At 66.2% G+C, this 14,293-nt stretch carries 13 protein-coding genes; 12 read left to right on the forward strand and 1 reads right to left on the reverse strand.

From position 1 onward, the window contains the following. Positions 1 to 92: 92 nt before the first annotated feature. From dacB to hpt, 4 genes are read left to right on the forward strand one after another with little or no spacing between them, the layout of a single operon-like run. Positions 93 to 1,496 (forward strand): D-alanyl-D-alanine carboxypeptidase/D-alanyl-D-alanine endopeptidase, encoded by a 1,404-nt coding sequence (gene dacB / locus ACZI8R_RS19500; RefSeq protein ID WP_463381320.1) that lies wholly within the window; start codon positions 93 to 95, stop codon positions 1,494 to 1,496. Further along, on the forward strand, positions 1,496 to 2,536 hold the full coding sequence (locus ACZI8R_RS19505) for a zinc-dependent metalloprotease (protein ID WP_463381321.1): 1,041 nt from the start codon (positions 1,496 to 1,498) through the stop codon (positions 2,534 to 2,536). The genes dacB and ACZI8R_RS19505 overlap by 1 nt, the downstream gene beginning before the upstream one ends. A 16-nt stretch (positions 2,537 to 2,552) precedes the next feature. Then, entirely contained in the window at positions 2,553 to 3,557 is a 1,005-nt protein-coding gene (tilS, locus tag ACZI8R_RS19510; RefSeq protein ID WP_463381322.1) for a tRNA lysidine(34) synthetase TilS, read from the forward strand. Between the two features lie 3 nt (positions 3,558 to 3,560). Continuing rightward, positions 3,561 to 4,115 carry a hypoxanthine phosphoribosyltransferase gene (hpt, locus tag ACZI8R_RS19515; protein ID WP_463381323.1) on the forward strand — a complete coding sequence of 185 codons (555 nt, stop codon included), beginning with the start codon at positions 3,561 to 3,563 and terminating at the stop codon, positions 4,113 to 4,115. Here the strand turns inward: hpt and ACZI8R_RS19520 are convergent. Then, complete coding sequence (locus ACZI8R_RS19520) at positions 4,103 to 6,067, reverse strand: serine/threonine-protein kinase (protein WP_463381324.1); 1,965 nt, start codon at positions 6,065 to 6,067, stop codon at positions 4,103 to 4,105. The genes hpt and ACZI8R_RS19520 overlap by 13 nt on opposite strands. 87 nt (positions 6,068 to 6,154) lie before the next feature. On the opposite strand from ACZI8R_RS19520, the gene ACZI8R_RS19525 reads away from it, so the two are divergent. The 8 genes from ACZI8R_RS19525 (at position 6,155) to ACZI8R_RS19560 (ending at position 14,241) form a co-directional block, all read left to right on the forward strand. Continuing rightward, positions 6,155 to 7,510, forward strand: coding sequence for an amidase (locus ACZI8R_RS19525; RefSeq protein ID WP_463381325.1), 1,356 nt, complete (start codon positions 6,155 to 6,157; stop codon positions 7,508 to 7,510). Between the two features lie 189 nt (positions 7,511 to 7,699). Next, positions 7,700 to 10,162 (forward strand): ATP-dependent zinc metalloprotease FtsH, encoded by a 2,463-nt coding sequence (ftsH, locus tag ACZI8R_RS19530; RefSeq protein WP_463381326.1) that lies wholly within the window; start codon positions 7,700 to 7,702, stop codon positions 10,160 to 10,162. Positions 10,163 to 10,230: 68 nt separating this feature from the next. Then, positions 10,231 to 10,842 (forward strand): GTP cyclohydrolase I FolE, encoded by a 612-nt coding sequence (gene folE, locus ACZI8R_RS19535; protein ID WP_463381327.1) that lies wholly within the window; start codon positions 10,231 to 10,233, stop codon positions 10,840 to 10,842. 50 nt (positions 10,843 to 10,892) lie between these two features. Continuing rightward, positions 10,893 to 11,705 (forward strand): dihydropteroate synthase, encoded by an 813-nt coding sequence (gene folP / locus ACZI8R_RS19540; protein WP_463381375.1) that lies wholly within the window; start codon positions 10,893 to 10,895, stop codon positions 11,703 to 11,705. Continuing rightward, positions 11,698 to 12,066: a dihydroneopterin aldolase gene (gene folB, locus ACZI8R_RS19545; protein WP_463381328.1), complete on the forward strand. Its 369-nt coding sequence runs from the start codon at positions 11,698 to 11,700 to the stop codon at positions 12,064 to 12,066. The genes folP and folB overlap by 8 nt, the downstream gene beginning before the upstream one ends. After that, the gene (folK, locus tag ACZI8R_RS19550) at positions 12,063 to 12,572 is read left to right on the forward strand and encodes a 2-amino-4-hydroxy-6-hydroxymethyldihydropteridine diphosphokinase (RefSeq protein ID WP_463381329.1); all 510 of its coding nucleotides are present in this window, start codon (positions 12,063 to 12,065) and stop codon (positions 12,570 to 12,572) included. Before folB ends, folK begins: the two co-directional genes overlap by 4 nt. Continuing rightward, positions 12,569 to 13,036 carry a DUF3180 domain-containing protein gene (locus tag ACZI8R_RS19555; protein ID WP_463381330.1) on the forward strand — a complete coding sequence of 156 codons (468 nt, stop codon included), beginning with the start codon at positions 12,569 to 12,571 and terminating at the stop codon, positions 13,034 to 13,036. The genes folK and ACZI8R_RS19555 overlap by 4 nt, the downstream gene beginning before the upstream one ends. Positions 13,037 to 13,086: 50 nt before the next feature. After that, complete coding sequence (locus ACZI8R_RS19560) at positions 13,087 to 14,241, forward strand: DUF6779 domain-containing protein (protein WP_463381331.1); 1,155 nt, start codon at positions 13,087 to 13,089, stop codon at positions 14,239 to 14,241. Positions 14,242 to 14,293 lie beyond the last annotated feature (52 nt).

Below are 14,293 nucleotides of genomic sequence, written 5' to 3' on the forward strand. Positions count from 1 at the left end.
GTCGGAAGAATATCGGGTCACCGCTACTGTTGTGTGTGCACCCGGCAATCAGGTGTGCGTGCACACGGTGATCACAGAAAGACGGAGGGGCGTTGGCGGGCCAGGAGAAGAAGAAGGTCGGCTCGTTGCAGGGGCGCCGTAGGCGCAACATCCGCATCCTCGTCGCGTCGATAGTGACCGTGTTGCTGGTGGCTGCGCTGCTGGTCGTTGCGGTGAACAGGATGGCGGGTGACGATCGCGGCGAACTGACGGTCGCGCCGCAGCCGGCACCGGTGACGGCGGCGCCTGCCGTGGTTCCCGTGCCCCCGGACTCCCCGCTGCCGTCTGCGCAGGGCATCGCGGCTGCGATCGGACCGGCGCTCGCCAACCCCGACCTCGGCAAGTTCAGCGGCACGATCGCCGACGCCGCCACGGGTCAGATCCTGTGGGCCGCCGATCCGACGGCACCGATGGTTCCGGCATCCACGACGAAAATTCTGACGGTGGCGGCCGCGCTCACCGCGCTGCCCGCCGACGGACGGGTCACCACGAAGGTGGTTCAGGGTTCGCGGCCGGGTGAAGTGGTTCTCGTCGGCGGCGGCGATCCCACGATCACGGCGAAACCTCCGGGCGAGAACGGGTACTACCCGGGCGCGGCGCACCTTTCGGAACTCGTCGATCAGATCCGGGCTGCCGGAACTCCCGTGGACAGCATCGTCGTCGACACCAGCCTGTACTCGGGCCCGACGATGGCGCAGGGATGGTTGCCCACCGACGTGGCCGCCGGATTCATCACGCCCACGGAGCCGCTGATGATCGACGGCGGACGTTCCGACCCGCTTGTCGACGAATCGCCTCGAACCAACACCCCGGCGCTCGACACCGGACGAGCACTCGCCGCAGCGCTCGGCATCGACCGGAACGCCGTCGAATCGGGAGTGGCGACGCCCGGTGCCGCGCAAGTCGCGGCCGTCCGATCTGCTCCACTACGTGACCGACTGCGCCAGATGATGGAACACTCGGACAATGTGCTGGCCGAAGCGATCGGGCGGGAGGTTGCGATGAAGACCGGAGCGGATGCATCCTTCAGCGGCGCTGCGGCATCGGTGTCCCAGACGCTGTTCTCGGCGGGCTTCGATCTCACCGGCCTCGAACTTCACGACACCAGCGGACTGTCAGTCGACGACCGCATTTCGGCGAAGACACTCGACCAGGTCCTGACCGCTGCAGCGGGTGAGGGGCACCCGGAACTGCGTCCGATGCTCGACTACCTTCCGGTGGCCGGCGGCACGGGAAGTCTCGCCGATCGATATGTGACCGGGAATCGTGTCGGAGCCGGTTGGGTGCGAGCGAAGACGGGCACGTTGTCCGGCGCCAGCGCACTTGCGGGTTACGTGCTCGACCAGAGTGGCAGGGTGCTGACCTTCACCTTCATGTCCAACGATCGTCCGCCGGACGTGAGCCGACCGGCGCTCGACGCACTCGCGTCGTCGCTGCGAACCTGTGGATGCACCTGATGGCCGACAACTCGCTCAGCGGCGTCGTGGACTGGAAGCTCGCAGCCAAGACGGGCGCCAAGCTGGCCCGGAGTGGGCCGGCGACCTCGCGGTACACGGCGGAGAAGGCCGTTGCGGATCTCGCCGACGCATCGGTGCGCGCCGAAATGCCGGTACGCGAGGTGACCGGTCTGGCCGACGGTCTACCCATCCCCACCGCACGGATTCTCGACCGGGCCGGCTGGATCGAAGCGGCAGCGCAGTCGATGGCACAGCTCACCGGTGACGACGGTGAACCGGGATTGCTCGTCGGAAAACCGGCGGGCCTCCAGGCGGGCGCGATGCTGGCGTATCTTTCGTCGGCGATTCTCGGCCAATACGACCCGTTCACGGGGGAAGACGGGACGCTGTTGCTCGTGTCCCCGAACGTCATCGCCGTCGAACGTGCGTTGCGGGTCGATCCGCAGGACTTCCGCTTGTGGGTATGCCTGCACGAGGTGACGCACCGAGTCCAGTTCTCGTCCTCACCGTGGTTGTCCGGGTACATGCAGGAAGCCGTGGAAACCCTCGGCAGCGGCGACGACGAACCGCTGACCGACAGCATCGGCAGGCTGTCCGCTCTGCTCCGCGACCGTGGCCGCACCACCGAGGGCGCCGACGGTGCTCCCGGTGGAATCGTCGGTCTCCTTCGCGCCACGCAGGCCGAGCCGCAACGCGAGGCACTCGATCGACTGCTCGTCCTCGGAACAGTGCTCGAGGGGCACGCCGACCACGTGATGGACGCCGTCGGTCCGGCGGTCGTGCCGTCCGTCGCGAAGATCCGGCAGGCGTTCGACGGCCGTCGGCACCGGAAGAGCAATCCGGTGCACCGGCTGATCCGCGCGCTGCTCGGTATGGACGCCAAGATGGCGCAGTACGTACGCGGAAAGCAGTTCGTGGACACCGTGGTCGCGCAGGTCGGCATGGAGCGGTTCAACACCATCTGGACCGGGCCGGAGACCATGCCGAAACTGTCCGAGATCGACAACCCCGGGGCCTGGACGACTCGGGTCCTCGGCTGAATCGAGACGGTGCACGATGGGCGAGCAGGTGATGCTTCCGGAGAAGCCCGCGATCCTCGAGGTACGGCACGCCGTGCGCGCATGGATTTCCGAGCACGAACGCGGGTCCGAACTGGCGGTCGCATTGTCGGGCGGCGCCGACTCGATCGCGATGACCGCGGCCGCAGCCGCCGAAGCGGCCACCGTCCACGCCCTCGTCGTCGACCATCGACTGCAGGACGGATCGGACGCAGTCGCGGCCAGAGCCTGTGAGCAGGCACTCGCCCTCGGGTGCGCCTCGGCGACCGTGTTGCAGGTGGACGTGAAGGGAAGCGGGGGAATGGAGGCCGCCGCGCGGGCGGCGCGGTACGACGCGCTCGACGGCGCCCGTCGTGGCCGCCCCGTGCTCGTCGGACACACTCTCGACGATCAGGCCGAAACGGTGCTGCTGGGGCTCGCCCGCGGCTCCGGTGGTCGGTCCATCCGGGGAATGAGTCCGTACGAGGAGCCGTGGGGCCGACCGTTGCTGGGCATTCGCAGGCGTGTGACCAGGCAGGCATGTGACGAGTTGGGTATCGATCCGCACGAGGATCCGCACAATTCGTCACCGGACTTCACTCGGGTCCGTTTACGCACCGAAGTGTTACCTCTTCTCGAAGAAGTGCTGGGCGGGGGAGTCGCCACGGCACTGTCCAGGACCGCGAGCCAACTGCGCGAGGACGGCACTTACCTGGACTCGGCCGCCTCGGTCGTGGCCGCGAACGCCGTGGTGGGCTCGGATGTGAGTGTGGACGCACTCGTCGGCGAACATCCGGCTGTTCGTCGGCGCGTGCTGCGCACCTGGTTGCACGAGGGCGGTGCAAAAGGGCTGACCGACAAGCAGTTACGAGCAGTGGACGACCTCGTCGGGCGTTGGCGTGGGCAGGGCGGCGTCGCCGTCGGCGGTGGAAGGCCGAACGCGAGGTTGGTGGTCCGACGGGAACGTGGCAGGCTGAGAGCCGGTTTGGAAGGCACCGGACCGGACGACGAGCGAAGGGTTTGACGCGTGTACGACGGCGACATCGCATCGGTTTTGATCTCCGAAGAACAGATTCGTCAGCGCACTGCGGAGCTCGCTGAAGAGGTGGCCGCCCGGTATCCGGCTGGTGCCCCCGAAGGTGACCTGTTGCTGGTCGGTGTCCTCAAGGGCGCGATCTTCTTCATGACCGACTTCGCGCGGGCCCTGTCGATCCCCACCCAGATGGAGTTCATGGCGGTCAGTTCCTACGGATCGTCGACCTCCTCATCGGGAGTGGTCCGGATTCTCAAGGACCTCGACAAGGACATCGCCGGCCGTCACGTCCTGATCGTCGAGGACATCATCGACTCCGGCCTGACGTTGTCGTGGCTCATGCGCAACCTGTCCACTCGCAACCCGGCCTCGCTCGACGTCATCACGCTGCTCCGCAAGCCTGATGCGATCAAGGTCGACATCAACGTCGAGAACGTCGGTTTCGACATTCCCAACGAGTTCGTCGTCGGATACGGCCTCGACTACGCGGAGCGCTACCGCGACCTGCCCTACATCGGCACCCTCGAACCGCGCGTCTACGGCGGCTGACGAGAATCGCCCGTCACGACCTCGTGCGCCACGACGTGCTCGAGGGCGGTGAGGTCCTGCTCCAGTTCCCGGAACAGCCAGTACACGCCGACGAAAGCCAGTATCCCGCCCACGCAGAGGATGCGAACGGCCACGATCACCATCGTGATCTCGGTCGGTGACAGAAAAGTGACTCCGGCCACGCCGGCCAGTGGAACCGAGGCGGCGAGAGCCAGGTATCGGGTGCTGCGGCGGGCGAGTCCACGAAGCTTTCTGGCATCGTCCGAACCGGTGATCTCCTGCGGAAGCAGGACCGGATAGATGTAGCGGACCGAGAGGAACGCCACGATGAAGAACGGGTACGCCACCGAGATCGCACCGCACACGACGAGTGAGGCGAGGAAGTGCACGTATGCGCTTCGCGGCACATCCCCGGCAGCGATCTGCAAGGTGATCGGGTAGGCGATTCCGGCGATCACCCACAGGCCGAACACCACCATCACGACGCGATCGCCCAGAAGCAGGGTGTCGGTGCGCGCCCTCGCCAAGGTCGCCTTGGCATAGGTCTTCCCCGAGCGCAGACCGTGCGGCACGAGTAGCGGATACCGACAGAGATAGACCAGGACGATTGTTCCCAGCGGAAACGCTATCCCGTTGATCACGGTCTGAATCGCTTCGAAGGAGCGTCCTGCTTCCGGTGACAGCGCGCTGATGATCAGCATCTTGTTGTGGTGATAGTTGTAGGCGGCTGCCAGCGCGTTCGGAACGGCGATGCCGAGGATCAGCAGGACCACCGCCCACCGGCGCAGGCGTAGCCGACGACTTCGCGGCGGCGGGTCGACGAGTTCGCGGGCGCGCGAATCGAGACACAGGTCGAACTGATGAGCCAATTCGCGGCCGCTGGACCAGCGATCCTGCGGACGCGGCGCCAGGCAGGTGAGCAGAACGCGTCGGAGCGCGGCTGGGCAGTCGGCCGGGAGTAGATCCACGAACCTGTCCGTCACGCCGTCGCTACGCCGATCCAACATGCCCTGCAGTGCGACCAGCGAATTCGCCGACGCAGGATCGTCCTCGAACGGCCGCCGCGCACTCACCAACTCCCACAACATGACGCCGAGAGCGAAGATGTCGCTGCGGGTGTCGAGGTCGGCGGCAGTGCCCGGAAGGTCGCGATGGCACGCCGCGAGTTGCTCGGGCGACATGTACGCGAGCGACCCGCCGAAGTAGGAGAGCGGCGACGAGCCCGTCACCGTCTCCGAGAAGCTGATGTTGAAATCGGCCAGTTTGGGGACACCCTCGGCTGTGAGCAGGATATTGGCCGGTTTGATGTCGCGGTGCAGCACGCCGTGCCGGTCCGCGTGGTCGAGGGCGTCCGCGAGTCGACGCCCCAACCAGGCGACCGTTTCCGGCCAGCTCAGTCGCGCGATCTCGTCGCGCACGCTCGAATCGGTGGGATGGATTTCGCCTTTGCCGCCCATCGTCTCGTCGACGACGTCCAACAACAGCTTTCCGGAGCGCTCCTCCACGGGAGTGTTGCGGACCCGCTCGAGCACCCGCAAGAGAGTGCCGCCCGGTAGGTACTGCATGTAGAGCAGTCGTAGTTGCTCTTCCGGTAGGACTCGCTGATCGAAGACTCGGACGATGTAGTTGTGGTCCAGGCGAGCGAGCGTCTGCGGTTCGGTGCTGTGATCGCGCGATATCTTCACCGCGACCAGGCGTTGCATCGATTTCTGGCGGGCGAGGAAGACTCTGGCAAACGCACCTCTTCCCAGTGCGACGAGCAGATCGAAGTCGTCGATGGAGGTCCCGACCGCGACGTCGTCGAGCGCTACCCCGGCCGGGGCGGCGGTGAGGGTTCCGTCGGATTCGGCACGGGTGCGCTCGGCGCGGGCCGTTTCGGTCGGCTGCGCAGCGGTGTCGAGAGTTGGCTCAGCCTGGGCCGTTTCGGTCGGCTGCGCTTCGGGACCTGCCATCTCGCATCGAGCCCCCGTTCCTCGGGTCAATTCGAATCGTAACGCCGGACGGGGCGCCGAACCCAGAGGTGAACATATGATCGACTCATGAGGAGCGATTCGGATCACGACGATGCCGGACGGAACGCCGTCGACATCGCGCGCGCGGTCCGGTCCGGTGCACTGTCTCCGTCGGCGCCCACGGAGCTGTCGTTGGATGCGATCGCGCAGCGCGACGGAACTGTTCGTGCGTTCGCGAGAGTTCGTGACGAGGCTCGTGTGGATGCGGAAGCACTTGCAGGCCGAGCCGACCTCACGGATCTTCCGCTCGCCGGAGTCCCCGTTGCCATCAAGGACAACGTGGCCGTCGCCGGTCAACCGGAGACCGACGGATCGATGGCGACCTCTCGTGAACCGCGCACATCCGATCACCCGGTCGTGGCGCGTCTGCGCGCTGCCGGCGCGATCGTGGTCGGTGTGACAGCAGTTCCGGAACTCTGCATCTTCGGCACCACCGACTCGCCCGGGTCGATCACCCGCAATCCGTGGAACCCGAGTCTGACTCCGGGGGGCTCGTCCGGTGGCTCTGCGGCCGCAGTCGCCGCCGGCATGGTGCCGCTGGCCGTCGGAAACGACGGTATGGGGTCCATTCGGATTCCGTCCGCCGCATGTGGAGTGTTCGGAATCAAACCGGGGCGCGACGTCGTCCCGGCGGAACTCGGCGTCAATTCCTGGTTCGGGATGTCGGAGAACGGGCCCATCGCCACCACGGTCGCCGACGCGGCCCTCATGTTGTCGGTGATGGCAGATCGCCCCGACCTCGCCGTCCCGGGCGAACCGGAACCGATGCGAGTAGCCGTCGCAGTGGGTTCGCCGACTCCGCTGACGACGGTGGACGACCAGTGGCGGGCGACGACCGAACGGATCGCTGCCCTGCTGTCGGGGGCCGGTCATCGAACGCATCCCGCGAAGATTCCCTATCCGGTGAACCTGCTCCCGTTGCTTGCGCGCTGGACGTCGGGAGCTGCGTCGGACGCGGCGGCGCTCGACCCGGCACTGCTGCAACCTCGGACGCGGCGGCACGTGGCGCTCGGCCGACTTCTCGGGAGGTTCGTGGACCCGAAGCAGGTGTCAGATCTGGAAGCGGACCTGTGGCGGTTCTTCGAGAATGCCGATGTAGTGATCACCCCCGCGCTCGCTCGTCCACCGGTGCCCGCCGTTTCGTGGAGCGAAAGATCCTGGCTGTCCAACATCGTGTCGAACGTCCGATTCGCTCCGTTCAGCGCCTTGTGGAACATGGCCGGCTGGCCCGCTGCGAGCGTTCCGGTGGGACGGCATCACGGTTCCGGAACTCCGATGGCCGTACAGATCGCGGCGCCACCTGGCGGAGAGGCGAAGATTCTTGCGTTGGCCGCCCAGATCGAGCAGCTGGAGAACTGGACCAAGGTGGCCCCGCTCGCCTGACAGCGTGATAGGGAACCATGAGAGGCCGACGCACGTTGACAAGTCAGGTGCTTACGCTTCGAACCAGGTGAATGCTGCCCGAACGACCGGTTCGGCATTCGCGGTAACCTGGTTTGTCCGGTTGGCAGCCGGAAAAGTACCTCCGGAGACCCGAACTCTCGAAAGGACCGGCCACCTCGGTCGACCTGTATGAACCGTAAGACTGTGTTTCGTAACCTGGCGATCGTTGCCGGCATCCTGTTGGTGATCTATGCCTTCAGCTATTTCGGCAACGACACCCGCGGATTCGAAAGTGTCGACACCTCGGTGGCGATCGCGCAACTCGACGGAAACAACGTCAAGGAAGCGCAGATCGACGACCGCGAGCAGCAGATTCGTCTGTGGCTCGAGGATGGGAACGACGACACCTCGGGCAAGACCGAGATCCTCGCCAAGTACCCCGCCTCCGCCTCCGAGCAGATCTTCGACTCCGTGAAGAGCAAGGGCCTCGAGAAGTACAACACCACGGTTACACAGGAGAGCTGGTTCACCTCGATCCTGCTGTTCGTGCTGCCGATGGTGATTCTGCTCGGCATCTTCTTCTTCGTGATGAGCCGAATGCAGGGCGGCGGACGCGGCGGCGTCATGGGCTTCGGCAAGTCCAAGGCGAAGCAGCTCAACAAGGACATGCCGACCACCACGTTCAACGACGTGGCAGGCGCGGACGAGGCCGTCGAAGAGCTGTACGAGATCAAGGACTTCCTGCAGAGCCCTGCTCGCTACCAGGCGCTCGGCGCCAAGATCCCCAAGGGTGTGCTGCTCTACGGACCGCCCGGAACCGGTAAGACACTGCTCGCTCGGGCCGTGGCCGGAGAAGCCGGCGTCCCGTTCTTCACGATCTCCGGTTCGGATTTCGTCGAGATGTTCGTCGGTGTCGGCGCGTCCCGTGTTCGTGACATGTTCGAGCAGGCCAAGCAGAACAGCCCCTGCATCATCTTCGTCGACGAGATCGATGCGGTCGGTCGACAGCGTGGAGCCGGTCTCGGCGGTGGTCACGACGAGCGTGAACAGACCTTGAACCAGTTGCTCGTGGAGATGGACGGATTCGGCGACCGCACCGGCATCATCCTGATCGCCGCGACCAACCGCCCCGACATCCTGGACCCGGCGTTGCTGCGACCCGGTCGTTTCGACCGCCAGATCCCGGTCGGCGCGCCGGACCTGGCCGGTCGTCGAGCGATCCTCAAGGTGCACTCGCAGGGCAAGCCGATCGACCAGCACGCCGACCTCGAGGGCCTGGCGAAGCGCACCGTCGGAATGTCGGGTGCAGACCTTGCGAACGTCATCAACGAGGCTGCTCTGCTCACCGCACGTGAGAACGGTGCGGTGATCACCGAGGCGGCTCTCGAGGAGTCCGTCGACCGTGTGGTCGGTGGGCCGCGCCGCAAGAGCCGCATCATCAGTGAGCACGAGAAGAAGATCACGGCGTACCACGAAGGCGGCCACACGCTTGCCGCTTGGGCGATGCCGGACATCGAACCCGTGTACAAGGTCACGATCCTGGCGCGTGGACGCACCGGTGGACACGCGATGACGGTGCCCGAGGACGACAAGGGCCTCATGACGCGGTCCGAGATGATCGCTCGACTCGTCATGGCGATGGGTGGACGTGCGGCGGAGGAACTCGTGTTCCACGAGCCCACCACAGGTGCGTCTTCCGACATCGACATGGCCACGAAGATCGCCCGCTCGATGGTCACCGAGTACGGCATGAGCGCCAAGCTGGGTGCGGTGCGGTACGGGCAAGAGGCCGGCGACCCGTTCCTCGGCCGATCGATGGGCCAGCAGTCCGACTACTCACACGAGGTTGCGCGTGAGATCGACGAGGAGGTGCGCAATCTCATCGAGGCCGCGCACACCGAGGCGTGGTCGATTCTGAACGAGTACCGCGACGTGCTCGACGTGCTGGCGACGGAACTGCTCGATCGTGAAACCCTCACGCGCAAGGACCTGGAACAGCTGTTCCACAGTGTCGAGAAGCGCCCTCGCATCACGGTGTTCAACGACTTCGGTGATCGCACACCCTCCGACAAGCCGCCGGTGAAGACGCCACGAGAGTTGGCGAGCGAACGCGGCGAGGAGTGGATCGAGAAGCCCGAACCGGTATTCGCACATCCGGTGCAGCAGAACGGTGGAGCACCGGCGGGACAGAACGGTGGAGAAGCGCAGCACGCGCGACCGGATCAGCCCCAGCCGGATCAGGCCCAACCAGGCCAACCGGGCCAGCAGGGCCAGCAGCCCTACCCCTACGGCGGCAATCCGTACGGCGAGCCCGTATACGGCCGGCCCCAACAGGGAGAGCCGCAGTACCAGTCGCCGTCTTACGGCTACCCGCAGCCGCAGTACCAGCCGCCTGCCAACGGACACCCGCAGCCTGATCAGCGGCAGCAACCGTACGCACCGCAACCCGGTAGCGGGCAGCAGCCCGCGGAACAACCTCGCCCCGATTACGGCGCCCCGGCCGGTTGGTCGGCACCCGGTTGGCCGCCGCGCGAGCCGTCCGGAAATCAGTGGACGCCGCCGTCCCCGCCGCAGCGGGAGCAGCGGCCGGACACCGGCGACGACGAGCAGCCCCCGACCATGCCGTGGGAAGGCCCGCCCGGTCAGCGCTGATCGGGACGACAGTAGGCTGTTGAGCTTGGGCGAACGGCCCTCGATGCTGGAGGAGTAGTCGGTTGTCGGTGAATCATCTCGATACTGAGCCGGTGGCGCTCGCGACCGGTCGTGGGTTCGATCAGGCCCGGGCCGAGGCAGCAGTCCGCGAACTGCTCTTGGCCGTTGGCGAAGACCCGGATCGGCAGGGTTTGCGCGACACTCCGGCGCGAGTTGCCCGGTCGTATCGAGAGATCTTCGCCGGTCTGTACACGGACCCGGACTCGGTGCTGAACACCACGTTCGACGAGGGCCATCAAGAGCTGGTTCTGGTCCGAGACATCCCGATCTACTCGACCTGCGAGCATCACCTGGTGTCGTTCCACGGAGTCGCCCACGTCGGCTACATTCCGGGAAAGTCGGGCAAGGTGACCGGGCTGTCGAAGCTGGCTCGTGTCGTGGATCTCTACGCCAAACGTCCGCAGGTGCAGGAAAGGCTGACCAGTCAGGTCGCGGACGCGGTCATGCGCAAACTCGACCCGCGTGGCGTGATCGTCGTCGTGGAGGCCGAGCACCTGTGCATGGCGATGCGTGGAATACGCAAGCCCGGCGCGAGTACGACCACCTCGGCGGTGCGTGGACTTCTTCAGTCCAGTCCCGCTTCTCGGTCGGAGGCCCTGGACCTCATCTTGCGGAAGTGACCGTGTCGGACAACAAAGTGGCGCTTCCGAATCCGGGCCGGACGGCGGTGATGGGCGTACTGAACGTGACGGCCGATTCGTTCTCCGACGGTGGGCGCTTTCTCGATCGAGACGATGCCCTCGCGCGTGGACTCGAGCTGAAGCGACTGGGGACCGACATCATCGATGTCGGCGGTGAATCCACCCGCCCCGGAGCGGTGCGAGTCGACCCGAAGGTCGAGGCGGCGCGAGTGGCCCCGGTCATCGCGGACCTGGTCGCCGAGGGAATCAGCGTGAGCGTCGACACGATGCGCGCTTCGGTGGCAGCTGCGGCGATCGAGTCGGGCGCCACCATCGTCAACGACGTGTCCGGCGGCCGAGCCGATTCCGACATGGCTGCGGTCGTCGCGGATGCAGGGGTTCCCTGGGTGCTGATGCACTGGCGGTCGGCGGCCGACTACGTGCATCGAGGCAGCGCAGATCATTACGACGACGTGGTTCGTGAAGTGACCGACGAGCTGATGACTCAGGTCGACGTCGCCATGAAGGCAGGCGTCGATCCGGCTGCGATCGTCCTCGATCCTGGGCTCGGTTTCGCGAAGAGCGCGGCACACAATTGGGCACTGCTCGAGGCATTGCCTCGGATGCGTTCGCTCGGGTTCCCGATCCTCATCGGAGCGTCGCGTAAACGCTTTCTGGGGTCGTTGCTCGTGGACGAGGCGGGGGAGAGCCGCCCGCCGGCCGGCCGCGAGACGGCGACGGCCGTGGTGTCGGCGCTTGCAGCCACGCACGGCGCGTGGGGAGTCCGCGTGCACGATGCACAGGCGTCTCTGGATGCCATTGCCGTTGCCGATGCGTGGTTGGGCGGGGGTTCGAATGCCTGACCGCATCGAACTGCGTGGACTCGAGGTTCGTGGCTATCACGGAGTCTTCGACCACGAGAAGCGCGACGGTCAGGACTTCCTTGTCGATCTGCTGGTCACGATGGACCTTTCACGCGCCGCCGAGTCGGACGATCTGTCGGACACCCTCGATTACGGGGCGCTTGCGCAGCGAGCCGCGGCAATCGTGTCCGGACCGGCCCGCGATCTCATCGAGACGGTGGCCGCGGAGATCGCGGACGACGTCATGACCGACGACCGGGTCGACGAGGTCGAGGTCGTGCTGCACAAGCCGTCCGCGCCCATCCCGCTGACCTTCGCAGACGTCGCCGTCGTGGCGCATCGGGTGAGGTCCTCGTCATGAGCCGGGCGGTGTTGTCGATCGGCTCCAACGTGGGAGACAGTCGAGCACACCTGCAGTCGGTGCTCGATGCGCTCTCGAACCGAACCGTCGGGGTTTCCCCCGTGTATTCGACCGCGCCGTGGGGCGGCGTCGAGCAGCAGGACTTCCTGAACGCGGTGGTGATCGCAGAAGATGCCGAACTCGACTGCCGCGGTTGGCTCGGCTTCGGCCAACGGCTCGAAGCGGCTGCGGATCGGGTACGTCTCGAGCGCTGGGGTCCGCGCAGCCTCGATGTCGACATCGTCACCTGCGACGACGTTCGTAGCGACGACCCTGCGCTCACCCTCCCGCATCCGCGTGCTCACCTGCGGGCGTTCGTGCTGGTCCCGTGGCTGGACGTTGATCCGAACGCACACCTGGTCGTCGACGGCTGCCGGGTGCGTGTCGACGAGTTGCTGGCCGGTCTGAACGCGGACGAACGCGCGGGTGTGCGGCGAAGCGAGCTGGAACTGAAGGGGACGCCGTGAAAGCGACCCGCGTCTGGGATCTGGTGTTGCTGGGTGTGACGGCCCTCGCGATCACCTGGATTCTGGTCCAGGCCTTCTACGGTTCGGTGCCCCCGATCCCGATCTTCGCGGGCGCATCCCTGTACCTGGTTGCTGCGATCGAGACGGTGCTCGCCTTCATGATTCGGTCACGGATCAAGGATCACCGCATCGGGCCCGGACCTCAGCAAATACATCCGATCACGGCGGCACGCGCTGCCGCGCTGGCGAAGGCGTCGGCGCTCGTGGGCGCTGCCACGGCCGGGGTGTGGTGCGGCTTCTTGATCTATCTGGTTCCCCAACAGTCGGTCCTCGACGCCGCCGCCGCCGATTCGCCGGGCGTGTGGGTGGGATTGCTGGCCGCCCTCGCGGTGATCGCGGCAGCCCTGTGGCTCGAGCACTGCTGCCGGACCCCCGACGACACGAACGACGAACCGGCACACTGACCGGTACGGAAACCACGGGTTAGCCCGTAGCGACCAGTACCCTTGGCAGCATGACGAATCCTGGTCGCCTGAAGGCGTCGCGCCGCCCGAAACGCAGCGCCAGCCAGATGATCGTTGCCGGGCTTCTTGCGCTGGCGGTCGTGGCATCGCTCTTCCTGATCTTCAGTGACAGCGTGCAGTTGCTGCGCGTCGGTCTCGTCATCGCCCTGTGGGCGGCCACCCTCGGCGCGATCGCGATGACGAAGTACCGCCGAGAGTCTGCGCTGGACAAGGCCAAAGTCAACGATCTGCAGACGGTCTACGAACTACAACTCGAGCGCGAGATCTCGGCCCGTCGCGAGTACGAGCTGACCGTGGAGAAGCGCGTCCGGTCCGAGGTTCGTGCCGACTCGGAGGAGTTGGCCGCGCTGCGCGCCGAACTGTCTGCACTTCGAAAGAACCTCGAAGTGTTGTTCGACGGAGCGATGCCGACGGAGCGGACGGCGCTGCGCGCAGACTCCACCCGAGTTCAGGAACTGGCGCGGGGCGCCTACAGCAGTTATCAGCCAGCAGCCTCCGGTCTGTACGTTCCGGGGTCCAATGGCAACCAGTCGAGCTCGACCGGGTCCCGGCCCTACTCGCACGGAGAGTCGAGCGGGTTCGCCTCACCCGAGGACGACCCGGTCACAGCCGAGACCACGATCGTGCCCGGTGACTACGGCCGGGAATCCACTCGCGCGCCCGAAGAGAGCAGGTTCACGGTCGACGGCTATCCGCGCGAGGCTGCGGCGACCGATGTGGAAGAGGCAGATACCCGCACGGACCCGCAGATGCAGGCTGTCAGCCGCGATGACGGTCAGGCGGCCGGCCGCAGTGATGTCGGTGCGTCGCCGGAACCTGCCGTTGCTCCGTGGAGTGCCGAGGCCGGGGCCCAGCAGTCGAGAATTCAGGAGTCGGCGCGCGAGTCCGAGGTCGCCGACATCGAGGAAGCCGAGGTCGAAGAGGTCCAAGCGGAGGAGTCGCCTGCGGCCTCCGAAGGCGAGAGTGCCCCGCAGCAATCCGGCCGTCGGTCCCGACGTGCGCCGGACCCCGACGACGAGGAATCTTCCGGCGCACATTCGAGTGGGCTGACCGTTGCCCAGATCATGGCGAACATGAAAGCCGACTCCTCGGCGCAGGATGCCTCGAAGCAGAGCACGGGCGGGCGGCGACGTCGCGCCGAGTGAAGTGACCACGGTCGTTCGGCGAGAGTGCACCTGACCGCTCGGTGAGTCGCAT

Source organism: Rhodococcus huquni (assembly GCF_055231055.1).

What these genes read in the sequence shown, in the direction of transcription:
- ACZI8R_RS19505 (WP_463381321.1), top strand. Translation starts at nt 1,496, where the DNA reads ATGGCCGACAACTCGCTCAGCGGCGTCGTGGACTGGAAGCTCGCAGCC.
- tilS (WP_463381322.1), top strand. Translation starts at nt 2,553, where the DNA reads ATGGGCGAGCAGGTGATGCTTCCGGAGAAGCCCGCGATCCTCGAGGTA.
- ACZI8R_RS19520 (WP_463381324.1), bottom strand. Translation starts at nt 6,067, where the DNA reads ATGGCAGGTCCCGAAGCGCAGCCGACCGAAACGGCCCAGGCTGAGCCA.
- ACZI8R_RS19525 (WP_463381325.1), top strand. Translation starts at nt 6,155, where the DNA reads ATGAGGAGCGATTCGGATCACGACGATGCCGGACGGAACGCCGTCGAC.
- ftsH (WP_463381326.1), top strand. Translation starts at nt 7,700, where the DNA reads ATGAACCGTAAGACTGTGTTTCGTAACCTGGCGATCGTTGCCGGCATC.
- folP (WP_463381375.1), top strand. Translation starts at nt 10,893, where the DNA reads ATGGGCGTACTGAACGTGACGGCCGATTCGTTCTCCGACGGTGGGCGC.
- folB (WP_463381328.1), top strand. Translation starts at nt 11,698, where the DNA reads ATGCCTGACCGCATCGAACTGCGTGGACTCGAGGTTCGTGGCTATCAC.
- folK (WP_463381329.1), top strand. Translation starts at nt 12,063, where the DNA reads ATGAGCCGGGCGGTGTTGTCGATCGGCTCCAACGTGGGAGACAGTCGA.
- ACZI8R_RS19560 (WP_463381331.1), top strand. Translation starts at nt 13,087, where the DNA reads ATGACGAATCCTGGTCGCCTGAAGGCGTCGCGCCGCCCGAAACGCAGC.